The organism is Sporobacter termitidis DSM 10068, assembly GCF_900130065.1.
Classification (GTDB): Bacteria; Bacillota; Clostridia; order Oscillospirales; family Oscillospiraceae; genus Sporobacter; species Sporobacter termitidis.
Genome location: NZ_FQXV01000001.1, coordinates 108,345 through 124,075 on the forward strand (window position 1 = coordinate 108,345; position 15,731 = coordinate 124,075).

18 protein-coding genes are annotated in these 15,731 nt (G+C 57.3%); all 18 read right to left on the bottom strand.

The annotated features are described in order from the left end of the window. Window positions 1-59: 59 nt before the first annotated feature. Window positions 60-2,366 carry a replication restart helicase PriA gene (priA, locus tag BUB60_RS00475; RefSeq protein ID WP_341444116.1) on the bottom strand — a complete coding sequence of 769 codons (2,307 nt, stop codon included), beginning with the start codon at window positions 2,364-2,366 and terminating at the stop codon, window positions 60-62. A gap of 83 nt (window positions 2,367-2,449) precedes the next feature. Beyond that, window positions 2,450-2,653: a DNA-directed RNA polymerase subunit omega gene (rpoZ, locus tag BUB60_RS00480; protein ID WP_073075688.1), complete on the bottom strand. Its 204-nt coding sequence runs from the start codon at window positions 2,651-2,653 to the stop codon at window positions 2,450-2,452. A gap of 42 nt (window positions 2,654-2,695) precedes the next feature. Continuing rightward, complete coding sequence (gmk, locus tag BUB60_RS00485) at window positions 2,696-3,262, bottom strand: guanylate kinase (protein WP_073075689.1); 567 nt, start codon at window positions 3,260-3,262, stop codon at window positions 2,696-2,698. Next, a complete protein-coding gene (remA, locus tag BUB60_RS00490) occupies window positions 3,252-3,524 on the bottom strand; it encodes an extracellular matrix/biofilm regulator RemA (RefSeq protein WP_073075690.1) in 273 nt (90 codons plus the stop codon). The genes gmk and remA overlap by 11 nt, the downstream gene beginning before the upstream one ends. Before the next feature lie 19 nt (window positions 3,525-3,543). After that, window positions 3,544-4,422 (bottom strand): YicC/YloC family endoribonuclease, encoded by an 879-nt coding sequence (locus BUB60_RS00495; protein WP_073075691.1) that lies wholly within the window; start codon window positions 4,420-4,422, stop codon window positions 3,544-3,546. A 10-nt stretch (window positions 4,423-4,432) separates the two neighbouring features. After that, complete coding sequence (locus BUB60_RS00500; RefSeq protein WP_073075692.1) at window positions 4,433-4,954, bottom strand: hypothetical protein; 522 nt, start codon at window positions 4,952-4,954, stop codon at window positions 4,433-4,435. Window positions 4,955-4,957: 3 nt separating this feature from the next. Beyond that, window positions 4,958-5,557, bottom strand: a complete 600-nt coding sequence (locus BUB60_RS00505; RefSeq protein WP_073075693.1) for a J domain-containing protein — start codon at window positions 5,555-5,557, stop codon at window positions 4,958-4,960. Further along, window positions 5,554-6,462 carry a DUF5685 family protein gene (locus BUB60_RS00510; protein ID WP_073075694.1) on the bottom strand — a complete coding sequence of 303 codons (909 nt, stop codon included), beginning with the start codon at window positions 6,460-6,462 and terminating at the stop codon, window positions 5,554-5,556. The genes BUB60_RS00505 and BUB60_RS00510 overlap by 4 nt, the downstream gene beginning before the upstream one ends. 12 nt (window positions 6,463-6,474) lie before the next feature. Then, window positions 6,475-7,725, bottom strand: coding sequence for a CdaR family protein (locus BUB60_RS00515; RefSeq protein ID WP_073075695.1), 1,251 nt, complete (start codon window positions 7,723-7,725; stop codon window positions 6,475-6,477). Then, window positions 7,725-8,543: a diadenylate cyclase CdaA gene (gene cdaA / locus BUB60_RS00520; protein ID WP_242941102.1), complete on the bottom strand. Its 819-nt coding sequence runs from the start codon at window positions 8,541-8,543 to the stop codon at window positions 7,725-7,727. Before cdaA ends, BUB60_RS00515 begins: the two co-directional genes overlap by 1 nt. Before the next feature lie 219 nt (window positions 8,544-8,762). Continuing rightward, window positions 8,763-9,887, bottom strand: a complete 1,125-nt coding sequence (locus BUB60_RS00525; protein ID WP_073075697.1) for an aminotransferase class V-fold PLP-dependent enzyme — start codon at window positions 9,885-9,887, stop codon at window positions 8,763-8,765. Beyond that, window positions 9,884-10,138, bottom strand: a complete 255-nt coding sequence (locus tag BUB60_RS00530; protein ID WP_073075698.1) for a putative Se/S carrier protein — start codon at window positions 10,136-10,138, stop codon at window positions 9,884-9,886. Before BUB60_RS00530 ends, BUB60_RS00525 begins: the two co-directional genes overlap by 4 nt. A gap of 217 nt (window positions 10,139-10,355) precedes the next feature. Further along, window positions 10,356-10,829, bottom strand: a complete 474-nt coding sequence (gene ispF, locus BUB60_RS00535) for a 2-C-methyl-D-erythritol 2,4-cyclodiphosphate synthase (RefSeq protein ID WP_073075699.1) — start codon at window positions 10,827-10,829, stop codon at window positions 10,356-10,358. Then, the gene (ispD, locus tag BUB60_RS00540; RefSeq protein WP_073075700.1) at window positions 10,807-11,571 is read right to left on the bottom strand and encodes a 2-C-methyl-D-erythritol 4-phosphate cytidylyltransferase; all 765 of its coding nucleotides are present in this window, start codon (window positions 11,569-11,571) and stop codon (window positions 10,807-10,809) included. The genes ispF and ispD overlap by 23 nt, the downstream gene beginning before the upstream one ends. 66 nt (window positions 11,572-11,637) lie before the next feature. Continuing rightward, window positions 11,638-12,114, bottom strand: a complete 477-nt coding sequence (locus tag BUB60_RS00545) for a CarD family transcriptional regulator (RefSeq protein WP_073075701.1) — start codon at window positions 12,112-12,114, stop codon at window positions 11,638-11,640. Window positions 12,115-12,377: 263 nt separating this feature from the next. After that, window positions 12,378-14,423: a bifunctional 4-hydroxy-3-methylbut-2-enyl diphosphate reductase/30S ribosomal protein S1 gene (locus tag BUB60_RS00550; protein WP_073075702.1), complete on the bottom strand. Its 2,046-nt coding sequence runs from the start codon at window positions 14,421-14,423 to the stop codon at window positions 12,378-12,380. After that, window positions 14,420-15,028, bottom strand: a complete 609-nt coding sequence (locus tag BUB60_RS00555; protein ID WP_073075703.1) for a lysophospholipid acyltransferase family protein — start codon at window positions 15,026-15,028, stop codon at window positions 14,420-14,422. The genes BUB60_RS00550 and BUB60_RS00555 overlap by 4 nt, the downstream gene beginning before the upstream one ends. Beyond that, window positions 15,025-15,702, bottom strand: a complete 678-nt coding sequence (gene cmk, locus BUB60_RS00560) for a (d)CMP kinase (protein ID WP_073075704.1) — start codon at window positions 15,700-15,702, stop codon at window positions 15,025-15,027. The genes BUB60_RS00555 and cmk overlap by 4 nt, the downstream gene beginning before the upstream one ends. Window positions 15,703-15,731 lie beyond the last annotated feature (29 nt).

The following is a 15,731-nucleotide window of genomic DNA, read 5'->3' on the forward strand; positions in this document are numbered from 1 at the left end:
TATTCTTTGGTATTATCTATTTTAGCATCAAAATTCGCGTATATTTTGTCACATTCGGTTTAGAGCTCATACGGATCGGCGTCGGCGTAAACATGAACGCCCCGGCACTCCTTGTCCTTGGCAAATTCCCGCACAACATGGGCCACGGTATCGCGGACCTGCCTGCTGTTGCGGCAGCAGACAGACAGCCTGTACCTGTACCTGTTGTTGACCTTCGCCACGGCCGCCGGGGCCGGCCCCAGGAGCCTGACGTCGCCGAGCCCGCGAAAATAATTTTCCAGGGCCGCGCGGAGCTTCATGCAACCGCGCATCACACCGATCTCGTCGGCGCCGGAAGCCGTCAGGGAAATCAGATCAAAGACCGGGGGGCTGCCAGCCAGACGCCGGAGTTCGATTTCCCGTATGTAAAAGCTGTCGTAGTCCTGCCGCGCCGCCAGCCGGATGACCTCGTTTTCAGGTGTGAACGTCTGGATAACGGCCCGGCCTGGCTTCATCCCCCGGCCGGAACGTCCGACCACCTGCGTGATGAGCGAGAAGGTCCGCTCATGGGCTCTGTAATCGCTGATATACAGCATCTGGTCCGCGGAAAGGACGCCCACCAGCGTGACATTTTCAAAATCCAGCCCCTTGGCCACCATCTGGGTGCCAAGAAGGATCGGAACCTTCTTCTCCCGAAAGCGCGTCAAGTGCTCCTCGTGGGTGTTCGACAGAGACACGGTATCCGTGTCCATGCGGATGACGCCGACGCCCGGCAGAAGCGCCTCCAGCTCCTCCTCCACCTTCTGCGTGCCGGTGCCGATATATTTCAGCTTGCCGCCGCAGTCGGGACAGCTGTCGCGTGCCGGTTCGGAGTAACCGCAGTAATGGCACATGAGCCGCCTGTTGGCCGAGTGGTACGTGACGGAGACGCTGCACCGCGGGCAGGTGAAGGTGTATCCGCACTCGCCGCAGGCGATGAGCGTCGAGGCGCCGCGCCTGTTGAGAAATAAAATGCTCTGTTCGCCGCGCTCGATGTTGTCCCGGAGCTCATTGAGCAGGAGGGTGCTGATGGAGCCGCCGTTGCCGTTTTTCAGTTCCTTCTTCATGTCGGCGATGAGCACCGGCGGCAGCTCCCGGGCATTATACCGGTTATCCAGCCGAAAGAGCCTATACTTGCCCGACGACGCGCTGTACATGCTCTCCACGGACGGCGTCGCGGAACCCAGGAGCAAAAGCGCGCCGGCGCTGACGCACCGGAATTTGGCAATGTCGCGGGCGTGGTAGCGCGGGGTGTTTTCCGACTTGTAGGTGTGCTCCTGCTCCTCGTCGATGATCAGCAGTCCGAGGTTTTTAACGGGTGCAAAAACAGCCGAGCGCGTGCCGACAACCACGTGGACAAGCCCCGAATTGATCCGCCTCCACTCGTCGTACCGCTCGCCGATGCCAAGCGCCGAGTGCAGCACCGCGATATTATCGCCGAAGTAAGCGCCGAAGGTGGCGATCATCTGCGGCGTCAGCGCGATCTCCGGTACGAGCACGACGGCGTCGCGGCCTGATTTCAGCGCCTCCTCGATGAGCCGGATATAAACGGAGGTTTTGCCGCTGCCCGTCACGCCGTACAGGAGCGCCGCTTCCGGCGCGCCGGCTTTGACGAACTGTTTGAGACTGTCGAAGACGGCCTGCTGCGCGGGGCTCAGCACGATCGGGCCGTCGGCCGTCGACGACTTGACCTCAGGCCGGCGGAATACCTCGCGTTCCTCCAGGGCAACGGCGCCAAGGTCCGCCAGCGCCTTGACGCTTCGGCGGGATGCCCCGGTAAAATAAGTGATCTCCTTGACGTCGGCGGCGCCGATCTGCGACAAAAGCTCAAGGATATGGGCTTGCTGGGGTGCTTTTTTCTTTTTTTGCCCGGCGAGTATAAGCGCCTCCTCCGCCGGGATATCCAGGACGGCCATCGTCACGGTCTTGTCGCGGGACCGGCGGACGCCGTCCTTGAACCACATGCCTGCGGGCAGCATGGCCTTGGCCGCGTCGTACACCGTGCAGAAGAACCTGTCGCTCATCCAGAGCGCCAGCTTCAGCTGCTCTGCGCCGAGCACCGGCGAAGCGTCCAGGGCCGCGTCGATATATTTCAGTACGCGCGCGTCATCCGGAGGCTTCGTCCCGTCGTCCGGCGTGACGGAAAGCACCAACCCCTCGTTCTTCCTGTTCCCGCGCCCAAAGGGGACCAGCACGCGGACACCCGGCGCTATCTTATCGGCAAGCGCGTCGGGAACCCTGTAGTCGTACGGCCTGTCGATGTGATACGTCTCGACGGCGACGGCGAGCTTCGCGATATATTTATTTTCAGGCAGGGTCCCTCCCTCCCCCTTTGGTCTAGAACTCAGCCGGCAGCAACCGGCAGCCGTTGGCGGTAACTAAAAGCAGTGCGAGACAAAAAGCTCACACTGCGCGGTTCGTGACAGGTTTGTCAGCAGAGGTCGCTGTCGTGGTGGATCTGGATACTGCCGGAGGCGATTTCCTCGATGGCGCTGGAAACAGGCTTTTTGTCAAGCGGTTCGCCGGATTCCTCACTCTTCACAGCAATCTCCCGCGCCCGCTGGGCGATGATATTGACGAGCATATAACGGCTGTTCACCTGTTTGAGGAGATCTGTCAATGACGGGTATAACATACAACTTGCACTTCCTTTATCAGTCGGTCTTTCAGTTTTATTCTATTCATGCTTCATGATGTCCAATATCTCTGTTGCGGCTCTGTGCACGTCGTCATTGACGATCGTGTGGTCGTACGCGGTCTTTTCCGTCAGTTCCGTCCGTGCGCGCGCCAGCCGCTTGAGCATTTTCTCCTCCGAGTCGGTGCCGCGGTTCCTAAGGCGCCGCTCCAGTTCCTCCAGGCTCGGGGGGACAAGAAATATCGTTACGGCCTCGGGCATCGCGTTCTTGACCTGCTTGCAGCCCTGCACGTCGATATCGAGAATAATGTCGTTGCCGCTGTCCAGATGATCCAGGACGGGCTTTTTCAGTGTACCGTAGAAATCGCCGATATATTCGGCGTATTCGAGAAACTCGTTGTTCCTGACATGCGTGTCAAACGCGTCGTGCGACAGGAAGTGATACGCCACGCCCTCCTCCTCGCCTGCTCTCGCCGCCCGCGTCGTCGCCGATACGGAAAAATACAGGTCGTCACGCAGCTCCATCAGGCGCTTGATCACGGTGCTTTTGCCCGTGCCCGACGGCGCGGAAATGATAAACAATCTGCCGCGCCGGTTGTCATTCATCATCCAGCGCCTCCGTTGTTTCCTGCTCGCCCTTGACGGACAGCCGCCCGGCCACGGTCTCCGGCTGGATCGCCGACAAAATGATATAGCCGCAGTCCGTGATGATCACGGCCCGCGTACGCCGCCCGTAGGTGGCGTCGATCAGCTGCCCCTTTTCGCGCGCGTCGGAGATGATTCTCTTGATCGGCGCGGACTCGGGGCTGACGATAGCGATAAGCCGGCTCGACGACACCATGTTGCCGAATCCGATGTTTATCAGCTTCATCCTTTTTTCCTCCCCACTCTTATTCGATGTTCTGTGCCTGCTCCCTGATCTTCTCGATTTCCGCCTTCAGGTCCACCACGATGCGCGCCATTTCCGCGTCGTTGCCTTTTGAGCCGATGGTGTTCGCCTCCCTGTTGAGCTCCTGAATCAGAAAGTCGAGCTTGCGGCCGACAGGCTCCCCGCTTTGCAGCATGGCGCGCAGCTGGGAGACATGGCTTTTCAGCCGCACCGTCTCCTCGTTGATGGCCACGCGGTCGGCAAAGATCGCCGCCTCCATGAGAATGCGTGCTTCGTCGATATCGCGGCTTTGCAATATCTCGGCCATCCTGGCCTCCAACTTTGCCCTGTACTCCGCCACGCTTTTCGGGGAGCACTCCTCCGCCCTTGTTGTCAGGCGCTCGATTTCAAAAAGCCGCGCCTCGATATCGGCGGCAAGATGCTCGCCTTCCCTGGACCGCATGCCGTCAAAATCGCGGAGCGCCTCCTCCAGGACGGCGGTGACGTCGGCCGTCAGCTGTTCCACGTCGGCCTCCGTTTTTTCAGGCTGCAGAACGTCGGGAAAACGCGTCAGGTCCACGGCGCTGACGCCGTCCTTCAGGCCGTACGCGTCCGACAGCGTCCGGAGCGCTTCCATATAGGCGTCGGCCAGCGGCTTGTTGAGCCGGATGGTCACCGTATCGGCCTTGGAGGTATCCACGTTGATGTAGACGTCCACCTTTCCCCGGGAAATGACGCGCGTGACGGCCGCCTTCAGCGTATCCTCCATGGCCGCATAGACACGGGGCAGCCTGATGTTGCAGTCGAGATATCTGTTGTTGACGCTTTTAAGCTCGGCGGTGATATCAACGGCGCCGGACGCGCCCTTGGCGGTGCCGTATCCTGTCATGCTTTTGATCATGGTACACCTGCTACTCTTTATTTTTTCGGAGATTCTTCGAAATCCGCACGATATAGACGCCGATCAGCCGTGTCAGGCCGATATCGTAGAGAATAAAAACAAGATTTCCGACCGGATAGACGAGCCCTGTTCCCAGCTTCAGTATCGCCGGGCCGAAGACGAGGGCGCTGAATAAAAACCATAAAGCGGTAAACGCCAGATTAAAGACAGCGAGCTTTACGGCCCACTGAAGCACCTTGTTTTTCAGCTTTTCCGCCAGGCTTTTCACAACGGGATAATACCCCAAAAACAGAGCGTATAGTAAAATCACGGGTTTGTAGGGCACGAGCAGCCAGCCGATCAGGCTGCCGCCCAGAAACACAAAAACGCCGGCGGGAATACCCGCCTCGATCACCGCCGCGATACCGAACAGCGAGGATACGGCGACGATGCCCATTCGCTCGGCCGGAAGTATGGAGGCGAGATAGAGAAGCGCGACGGCGAAGGCCGTCATTACGGCGGATATCGTGATGTTTCTCGTCGTCCTACGCATCCGTCAGCACTGGCAGCAGGCGTCGACGCAGAGCATCGCGGTACAGACGTCGCAGGCGCTGCAGCCTCCGGTCCCGGCGTTATAGTTATAGCCGTAAGGGTTATAGGGCTGTCCGCCCCTGCTGATAAAGCTCAGGGCCTGCAGGTATTCCTGGTTGCCCGGCTCCATGTCGGCCGCCGTCTGAAAGTACCGGCGCGCGTCGTCCAGCCAGCCCTTTCTGTAGCAGAGGCTCCCCATCAGGAAATGCCACTCTGCGTTCCTGCTCTGCGACGCGTTCAGCAGCTGTTCGGCCAGTGCCAGATTCCCGGAGTTGATCGCCGCCCTGACCTGTGTGAATTCGGCGCTGCCGCCCGTTGCGCCTGTCGGACCCGCGTAACCCCCGCCGGCGTTATAAGACCCGCTTTGCCCGCCGCCCGACCGGGATTTCGTCACCTGATCGTACGCCTCGTTGATCTCTTTCATTTTTTCCTGGGCGAGATCCGCCAGCGGATTATTGTGATAGTTGTCCGGATGGTATTTGCGGACAAGCTCCCTGTACGCTTTCTTAATCTCTTCTTCAGTCGCGCCCGGGGACACGCCCAGGACGCTGTACGGATCGTTCATATTGTTCTGTCCATTCCTTTATTTGCGGCGCCTTTCCCTTTTCTCCATGTGCCGTCAAGCACACGAAAGCAGGTTTCCGGCATGCCGAGGTAGATGATATTGCTCAGTACCGGCGCCCAGTAATTTTTCGGCAGCAGCTCATAGGCCGCGCCGATCAGAGCGCAGGAGTGCATCAGCGTCGTTCGGAGGACCGTCCTGTCCTCCTCCGGCACGACCCCGGACGTCAGCCCGAAACGGTTTGCCACGGGATTGAAGCGGCGCTTTTTGAGGTCGTCCTCAAGATCGTCGCACGCGTCGGTGATGTAAATATACCGGCCGGTATGATACAAAAGCTGCCGCAGCGGCCGGGCCTTATCGGCGCTGCCGGCTTCCCCGCCGGGCGGCGCGGCCAGCGCCTCCGTGATAGCGGCAAATTTGTCGGCGCACGCGTCGAGCGAAGCGTCTCCCGCCGACTCAAGACGGCCCAGCGCCTCCAGATTGGACCGGACCGTCTCGTCAAACGCCGGATAGGCGCGGGACGCCTTTTTGTACGCGCGGCGCAACAGCAGCGATAGGAGCCTGTCCCCGAGCGAGACGAAAAAAGTCTCGTCCTTCACCGAGTCCCGCAGCTTCCACCATGCCAGGATGACGCTGTAGCCGGCGCAAAGGTCCAGAGCGGGCGACGGCGCGCAATACGTCTTCTTCCGCAGCGGGCTGGCCACGCATCTGGCGCATTGGTAAGCCGGCCGGTCCGTACCGTCCCAGAGCAGCATGGTAAGGAAAGTGAAGTCAAAATTGAGGATATTCCTCGAAAACGCGCCGTACCGGGACTTCAGCGTATGGCACAGCGCGCAGTAGCAAGCCTTGAACTGGTCGTATTCACGGACTTTCAGCTCGTCCTTCAGGGGTCTGACGTATCCAAACATAGTGCCTTCCCGTTAACTTTTCGCCATCGCCACAGTGATCTTATATTCGCCGACGGCGCCGATGCCGGTGGAATCTCCGTCGACGTAAACTTTGGCGAGCACCGAATATATTCCAGTCGTCGCGCCGAGCTCGGTCAAATCGGCGACGATGCGGATATTGTCCGGCGCGATATTGGTCAGCGCCGCCGTCTTTCCGCGCAGCACGACGTCCATACTCGTTGTGACGACAGTGGCGGTATAACCGTCGGTGACGTTTGACACCTGGATGTTTGTGGCGTTCACATGCTTTGAATCGAGCCCGTTGATGGTGACGCTCACCGTCGCTTCCGTCGTACCTGTCAGATTCGTGGTGCCGTTGGGCAGCGCGATCTTGAAGGTCTGGGTCGTGGAGGTCAAGAACTGGCTCAGGTCAATCGTCCCGAGGACGATCTGGTTGAGGCTGTCCAGCGTTTCGGAGTCTCCGGAGATGGAGATATCCGACGGCGTGATGGAGCAGACCGTGTTCGTATTGTCCGCGCCGGCGCCCGGCGTCAGGTTGACGGTCAGCGGTACGGTCTTGACCTTGAGGACGGGGATTTTAACGGTGACCGTTTTCTGACTCAAAACGAGCTTGTCCGATGTGACCTGCCGCCCGTTTTCATCGACGAGCATCACCGGCAGGTCATCCTCCACCGTCTTGGAGATATTCTCTCTCAATACCGTGACAGTGGCGTTGGATATCTTTGAGACGACCTCCTTCGGCCCCGACACGGAGATCGTGTCCGGTTTCACCTCGATGGGCTCGGCCTGGTAGCCCTCCGCCACGCCGCCGTCATAGGTGGCGCGGACCTGGATGTCCTTCGTAACGAGGGAGTCCGCGGTGACGGAGATATTATCGCTGGAGCGGCCCGTAATGGTAACGGACGCCGGATTGATATCGATGGGATATGTGACGGTATACGGAACCCTGTAAACCCCCGCGGATTTGATGACCGAGAGGTCCGCCGTTATCTTGATATTGGAGTTTGTAAGCTGCGATACGGTATTGCGCCTGCCCAGAAGATTGAGCGACACGGTGTCGTAATTTGTCTTGGTGATGACAAGAGACCTGTCCGTCAGATAGTCCTCGTTGATGAATTCAACTTTGATGCCCCGGACGCTGACGGTGACGTTGGGATTTTCCACATAAGCCACATACAGCCAGATCGTCATGGAGGCAAGCAGCGAAAAGACGATATAAAATACCTTGCTTCCGAAAATTTTACGCATTCTTTCCTTCAGCATCATTTCTTCACCTTAAACCTGTTGCGCAGCTTCGTTCTCGTATCCGGGCGGCTCTCTTCCGCCAGGAGTTCGTTGCGCAGGAGCTTTTCGAAAGTTTCGTGGGCCAGGTGCCTTTTGAGCATCCCGTCGATGGCGACGCTGATAGAGCCTGTCTCCTCCGAGACGATGACGACGACGGCGTCGGAAACCTCGCTCATGCCGATGCCGGACCTGTGGCGCATGCCCAGGTCGCGGCTGATATTGATGTTTGAAGACATCGGCAGCATACAGGCCGCCGCCGATATCCGTCCGTCCCGAACGATCACGGCGCCGTCATGGAGCGGCGCTTTTGGGAAAAAGATGCTCTTTAAAAGCTCGGCGGTCAGGATCGCGTCCAGCTTCGTGCCGGTTTTGATATGATCGACAAGGGCGATTTCCCTCTCGAAAACGATCAGCGCGCCCATCCGCTTCCGGGACATTTCCATGCAGGCGGCCACCGTGTTCGAAATGCAGGCTTCCATGTAGCCGATCTTGACCTTCCGGGCAAAAACCATCCTGAAATTGCTGCTGCCCATCTGCTCAAGGAAGCGCCGGAGCTCCGGCTGGAAAAGGACGATCAAAACGAGCACGCCCAGCTTCATCGTCTGCCCCAGCAGGTAATTGATAACATTGAGATTCAAAAGGCTCGACAGCCACATGACCGCCAGGAGGAGAATAATGCCCTTGATGACGCTGGCGGAGCTTGTCTTGCGCACGACGGTAATGATGCGGTAAATCAGATATGCGACAATGAGTATATCCAGTATATCCCATATACTTACGGTCTGTATAAAGTTCAATAAAATATGAAGAACTTCCCTCACAGAGGCCATCGCATATACATCCTAACTCACAGTTTTATCTGACGCATGAATTACCAGCATATGAATATAAAACATATGTAGTATTTGAGCATTATTTAAGTATTATATTATATTTATGGAAAAATGGCAATGTCATATCTATGAACATTTTGTATCAAATCCAAAAACCTTTCGGTAATGGAAAGCCGGAGCTGTTCATCCCCGGCGGACGATTTCCTCCACCGCGCTCACCAGCGCCGATATGTCCCGCTTCGTGTTGAAGCTGGAGACACTCATCCGCACCGTCCCGTTTGGAAGTGTCCCGGCCGTCTTGTGGGCCAGCGGCGCGCAGTGCAGCCCGGCGCGCACGCAGATCCCCCGGGCGGACAGCTCCTCGCCGACCGTCTCGCACGGGACACCGTCCACCACGAACGAGAGGACGCCGGCCTGGCAGTATTCGTATTCGCTTTTATAAACGCGCACCTTTTCTATTTTGACAAGCCCGTCTGCAGCCTCGGCGACCAGTGCGCGCTCGTGCGACAGGATATTCTTCAGGCCCTTTTTCGCAATATAGTCCAGTCCCGCGGAGAGCCCCGCGATGCCCGGCATGTTGTGCGTGCCGGCCTCCAGGCGGTCCGGCAGCATATCGGGCATATCCTGTGACAGCGAATTGCTGCCGGTTCCGCCCTGCAGGATGCCCTCGGGACGGCGCGCGCAGAGAAGCAGCCCTGTGCCCTGGGGCCCATACAGCCCCTTGTGGCCCGGCATACAGATATAGTCCGCGCTGAGCTTTGCAAAATCGATGTCGAGCGCGCCGGCGGACTGGGACGCATCCAGAATGAACGGCACATGCTTTTCCCGGCAGGCCGCTGCGATCCTCTCGACCGGCAGGATGTACCCAAAGACGTTTGAGACATGGTTGCAGATGACGAGGGCCGTGTCTTCGGAAAGGCGCCGCTCAAAAGCAAGCAGCGCCATCTCCGGCTCGAAAAGCTCGGACGCCGCGACAATGACACGGGCTCCAATGGCATGCAGCGGGCGTGTGACGGCGTTGTGCTCATATCCGGATATGAGCACCTTGTCGCCGCGGCGGACGAGACTTTTGATGGCAATGTTTAAAGCGTGCGTGGCGTTGAATGTAAAAACGATGCTTTCCGGGTCCCCGACGCTGAAGAGCTTTGAGACCTTTTCACGGCACTCAAAGGCGATTTCGGAAGCGTCCATGGCGGCGGTGTAGCCGCCCCTGCCCGGGCTGCTGAGATGGCCGACGGCCCACGCGGCGTTTCTGGCGACACTCGCCGGTTTTATCATCGTTGTGGCGGCGTTGTCGAGGTATATCATAGGGTTACCTCGTTATAATTACCGTCGGCATATAAAACGAAGACCTTTATGGGATAAAGCTCCGCGTTTTTCAGGGCGACGAGCGCGTTTGAAATATGTTTGGCCGACACCTTTACGCAATATCCGCACCCGTCGGACGAAATGACCTGAGGCACCTTGGTGACGATGGCGGTGATCCCCACACGCTCCAGTGCCTTTGCTGTGCGTTGGGCATACGTAAGCGACCTGCAGATCAAGAGATAATAGACCACTGACGGCTCTCCTCTCGGTTGGTATTGATCCGGCATCCAGACTGCTGCCGTTCAAACCATAATATGCCGCCCAGTGATTTTCGGTAAGTGCGGTTTTGTTGTGAAATCCGTCCGCGTGTTTTGCGGAAGCGGCAAGGGCAGAGCCCCTGCCCTACAAGGAAACGGATATTGTATTCCATCTTCTGTAGGGCAAGGGCTCTGCCCTTGCCGTCATTTGTTAAATTTTCTCGAGTAGCACGACGGCGTGGGCGGATATGCCCAGACCCTCGCCGGTAAAGCCCATTTTTTCCTCCGTCGTCGCCTTGACGCTGATCTGCTCGACGCCGCAGCCAAGCGCCGCGGCGATATTGCGCCGCATATCGGCGATATGCGGCGAGAGCTTCGGATTCTGCGCGACAATCGTCATATCGGCGTTTGAAAGCTTATACCCCTTTGCTTGTATATCCCCGTAAACAATTTTTAACAGCCCCACGCTGTCCGCATCCTTGTATTTTTCATCGGAATCGGGGAAATACTTGCCGATATCGCCCAATGCCAGCGCGCCCAGGAGCGCGTCCATCAGCGCGTGAACCGGGACGTCCGCGTCCGAGTGTCCGTCCGGCCCGAAGTCGCTTGGAATCAGCACACCGCACAGGATACAGGGACGGCCGGTCTTCAGGCGATGGACGTCATAACCGTGTCCGATCCTCATCTTCTTTCCTCCGCATCTGTAGAATAGCTTCGGCAAACGCAACATCGATTGCCGTCGTCAGCTTGATGTTCTCTCTTGTCCCGGCCGTCAGGCAGACGGAACAGCCCAGCGCCTCCACCGCCATGCAGTCGTCGGTTATGTAAAGCTTTTTGTCAGCGGCATTCTGCAAGGCCCCTTTCAAAAGCTCCGCGGCGAATATCTGGGGCGTCTGTATCTCAAACAGCCCGTCCCTGTCTACTGTTTTGACGACCATGTTGTTTTTGGCCATTTTGACCGTCGATGTCACCGGGACGGCCGGCGCCGCGGCGGAGAATTTCAGCGCCGCGGCAACGGCGAGAGAAACGGTTTCTCCCGTCACAAAAGGGCGCGCCCCATCGTGGACGGCAATGAGCCGCGCGTGCGGAGACACCTGCAGGACGCCGTTCATAACGGATTCCAGGCGGGTCTGACCGCCGGGTACGAGCTTGGCGGCCTTGGACACCCCATATTCGGAGACAAGCCGCGCCACGTCATCCATCCTGTCCTGCCGCGTAACAACGACGATTTCGCCGACCTCCGGGCACTTGTTGAGCGCCAGGAGCGTGTGCGCCAGAACGGGGACGCCGCCAATGTCCAAAAAGAGCTTATCCTGCCCTTCCATGCGTGAAGATGCCCCGCCGGCGGCGACGACAGCGGAGCAGCAGCCTTTCTGGTTTTCATGCGCCTTTTCTCTTCTCGCGAGACCGGACAGCTTCAGCGCCATTGGATTTCCCTCCCGGTATGATCGGAACGCGCTCATGCAAAAGCGGAGGTTTTTCCTCCGCCGCTGTTATACCAGAACCTTGTTGATACGCATTTCGACTTCTTCGTAACTCGACTGCTGCGACAGGACGATCTCTGAAATCAAAATCTGCTTGGCCGAATGGAGCATCTTGCGCTCGCCGGTAGACAGCCCCTTTTCAACGTCGCGTGCCATGAGGCCCTTGACGACCCGCGCGACCTCCAAAAGGTCTCCGCTCTTCAGACGCTGCATATTCTCGCGGTAACGCCTGTTCCAGTTGGACGTCATGTCGGCCTCAATTTTTGAAATCGAATTCAAAAGAGACTCGGCGGCGGCGGAGTCCACAATCGGACGTACGCCGATGGCTTCGCTGCTCTCGGTGGGAATCATCACGACCATCCCCCCGGCGGGCATTTTGAGAATATAATACTGGCGGGTACATCCGTTGATTTTCCGCTCTTCGATACTGTCAATGATGCCGGCCCCGTGCATGGGGTGAGCGATCATATCGCCAACTCTGAACATAGATTCCTCACCTTAAATTCAAGTCCCAAATGATTGATCCATTTTGAGTGCAAAGTTAATTATATACCAAATTTACTTGGTATAGCAAGTATTTTCATCAAATTTTTCCCGACGGCCGGATAAATCCGCAGCGAAAACCCATGGGACATGCCGATATTCTATTATTTTGCAGTTTTAAAGAAAAATATACCGGAAACGATACTTTCTCGTTTCCGGTATACAAAACTACCTTATTTTATTCCCGATCCGACACGGAATGATTTTTACTCTTCCGGGATTTCGGCCGGCGGGAAGTCCGTGTCGTAAACGATGGTGGGCGCCTTATCGGAGACGGGCGCGGAATCGGGCGTCATCAGTGCCCTGATACTCAGAGAGACCTTGTGCTTCTCCAGATCGATATCCGTGATTCTGACATCGGTGTCCATGCCTTCCTTCAGGACCTCGGAGGGCAGACCAATCCTGTGGTCGGTGATCTGCGAAATGTGGATCAGGCCGTCCACGCCGGGGATGATCTCCGCGAACGCGCCGAAGGGCATGAGTTTGACGATCTTGACGTTGATCGTATCGCCGATCTTATAGGCGGTGATAAACTTCTCCCACGGATTGTCTTCCTTCGTCTTATAGCCGAGTGAAATCTTTTTCTTTTCCTTGTCGAAGGAGATGACGAAGACCTCGATCTTGTCGCCGATATTCAGCACGTCGGACGGCTGGTGGATTCTGGTCCAGCTGAGCTCGGAAACGTGCACCATCCCGTCGATGCCGCCGATATCGACGAAAGCGCCGTACGACGTCATGGATTTCACGACGCCCTCGTATTTTTTGCCGACTTCGATCTCATTCCAGATCTGCTCCATCTTTTCGCGGCGCTCCTCGTTGGCAACGGCCCTTATGGAGCCCACGACACGGCGGCGCGACTGGTTGACCTCCGTGATGCGCAGCTTGACCTTCGTTTTCACAAGCGTCGACATGGGCACGTCCTTCGCCAGGCCCGTCTGGGAAGCCGGCACAAAAACGCGGACGCCCCGCACAGAGACGACAACGCCGCCCTTGTTCTCTTCCGTAACGACACCCTCAACAGTGGTTTTTTCATTTTTTGCCACTTCGATATCGTCCCAGCTCTTGACGGAGTCAAGACGCTTTTTCGACAGCATGACGGTGCCCTCCACGTCGTTGACGCGCAGAACAAAAGTCTCAATTGAATCGCCGATTTTGACGATGTCTTCCACTTTCACCGACGGATCATCGGTCAGCTCAGCCAGAGGTATGTAACCTGACTGCTTCGTGCCGAGATCCACAGAAATCTCTGTCGGCGTAATAGCGGCGATAATGCCGGTCACTTTTTCCCCAGTATTTAAAGTTTTAATTGATTTTTCCAGCATTTCCTCAAAGGATTCGACAGCTTCCTGCGCCGCCTCCTTGACTTCTGTTTCGCCTGCTTGTCCGCCTGACTCTTCGATATTCATTTCTTCACTCAACATCTGACTGACCTCCTTAATTATCCACGCCGGTGTGGAAGCGCCCGCAGTAATACCGACAGTGTCGGAGTCACTGAAATACGAAATGTCAAGATCGTCGGCTGATTCAATGAAATACACTCTGTTGCAGTGAGCTCTGCAGATTTCCGCAAGCTTAATGCTGTTGGCACTCGATTTGCCGCCGATGACAATCATGGCGTCAACTCGACGAGAGATTTCTTTGGCCTCTTCCTGGCGTCTGCACGTGGCGTTGCATATTGTATCAAATATTTTGAGATTTGTACACTCTTTTTTTACTTCCAAACAGCACAATTCAAACACGTCGCGCGTGTTTGTTGTCTGGGAAACAACGGAAATCGGCGCGCTTTTTGCGTTGGGCGACTGCCGGAGCCATTCCCTGACTTCTTCCGGCGTTTCCACAATCCTGCAGTCGCCGCACCAACTGGATATGGCTTCGACCTCGGGATGGTTTTTCTCCCCGACAATCAGGACTGTGCGCCCCTCGTCGGACTCGCGCCGCACAATGCCGTGGATTTTGGCCACGTCTGGGCAGGTGGCATCGAGGATATCGGCGCCAAGCGCCTTGAGCGCCTCGATTTCTCCCCTTTTTGCGCCGTGAGATCGGATGATAACCGTCTCCCCGGGCTGCGCGTCGCCCACGTCGCCAAGCTCCCGGACGCCCTTTTCAGCCAGGGCGCGGGTGACGCTTGTGTTGTGAATGATCGGCCCCAGCGTCGCGCAGCGGGCGCCGCTTTTCGCGGTGTCCTCACAGATATTGACGGCCCGCCGGACGCCAAAGCAGAACCCGGCGGATTTCGCGAGAATGATTTTCATTGCCCGGCCTCCCCCGCAGCCTTGAGCGCCGCGATCTTGTCCATCAGAACCCCCGCCAGGCCGTCGTATTCGGCGCGGGAGAGCTTTTTGCGCTCTGGATTGACGAGATACGGTGCACCGACGACAATAGTATACGTATGAAACGGTTTTTTATTTCTGGGGATGTACACCGGTATGACGGGTACGGACATCTGGTCGGCGATCTGGACGGCGCCGCGCTTTGCATCCCCGTCTTCCGTCAGATTGCGCCGCCCCTCCGGGAAAATCCCGACCTTTTCCCCGGCCTTCAGATATTTCATCGCCGTTTTGATGGCGCCGATATCACTGCGGTCGCGGTCCACGGGGAACGAGCCGATGGCCCGGATGACGGAGGATAGAACAGGCATCCTGAACAGCTCGATTTTCGCCATGAAATGCGGATGGTGCTCTATCCCGATCCCCATGCACAAAAGAATCGGGTCAAAATTGCTGGAGTGGTTGGCACAGAACACCGCCGGCCCGGCCGGGATATTCTCCCCGCCGATGCATTTGACCCTATACACCGGGAACAGGACGACATATAGAAAATGATAAAGCCGCCGGAAGGCGCGGTATTCTTTATTCATAGCCCCAATTTTTCCTCCGCCAGAGCGCATATGGCCTTGAGGCACTGCTCCAGATCCATCTCCGACGTGTCGACCAAAATCGCGTCCTCCGCCGCCTTTAAGGGCGCGGCGCTGCGCTCGCTGTCGTTCTTGTCGCGGTACAGGATGTCTCTGAGCACCTCATCATATGTCGTCGAGATGCTTTTTGCTTTCAGCTCGGCATATCGGCGTTCGGCGCGCACCTCGGGCCTGGCCGTCAGAAAAATCTTCAAGCCGGCGTCCGGGAGGACGACCGTGCCGATATCGCGCCCGTCCATGACAACGTCGTATTTTACCGCCATCTCCCTCTGCATGGCCAGCAGGAAATCCCGGACCGGCACCATGGACGAAACGTCGGAAGCGTAAATGGACGCCTCCGGGACGCGGATATTCTCCGTCACATCCTTCCCGTTCAGGAACATCCGCTGCAGCCCGCCCCCGTCGTACCGCAGCTCGATACGAATATCGGGCAGAAGCTTTACAACGTTTTCCTCGTCCTTTGACGACACGCCCCTCTGAAGTGCAAAAAGGCCGACGCTTCTGTACAGCGCGCCGGTGTCTACGTAAATGAGACCGTATTTCTTTGCCGTCAGGCGCGCGAGCGTTGATTTCCCCGCCCCGCTGGGGCCGTCAATGGCGATGCTTCTTTCTTCCATTCGCTATTTCCTTTCGGGGCCCCGCGCCG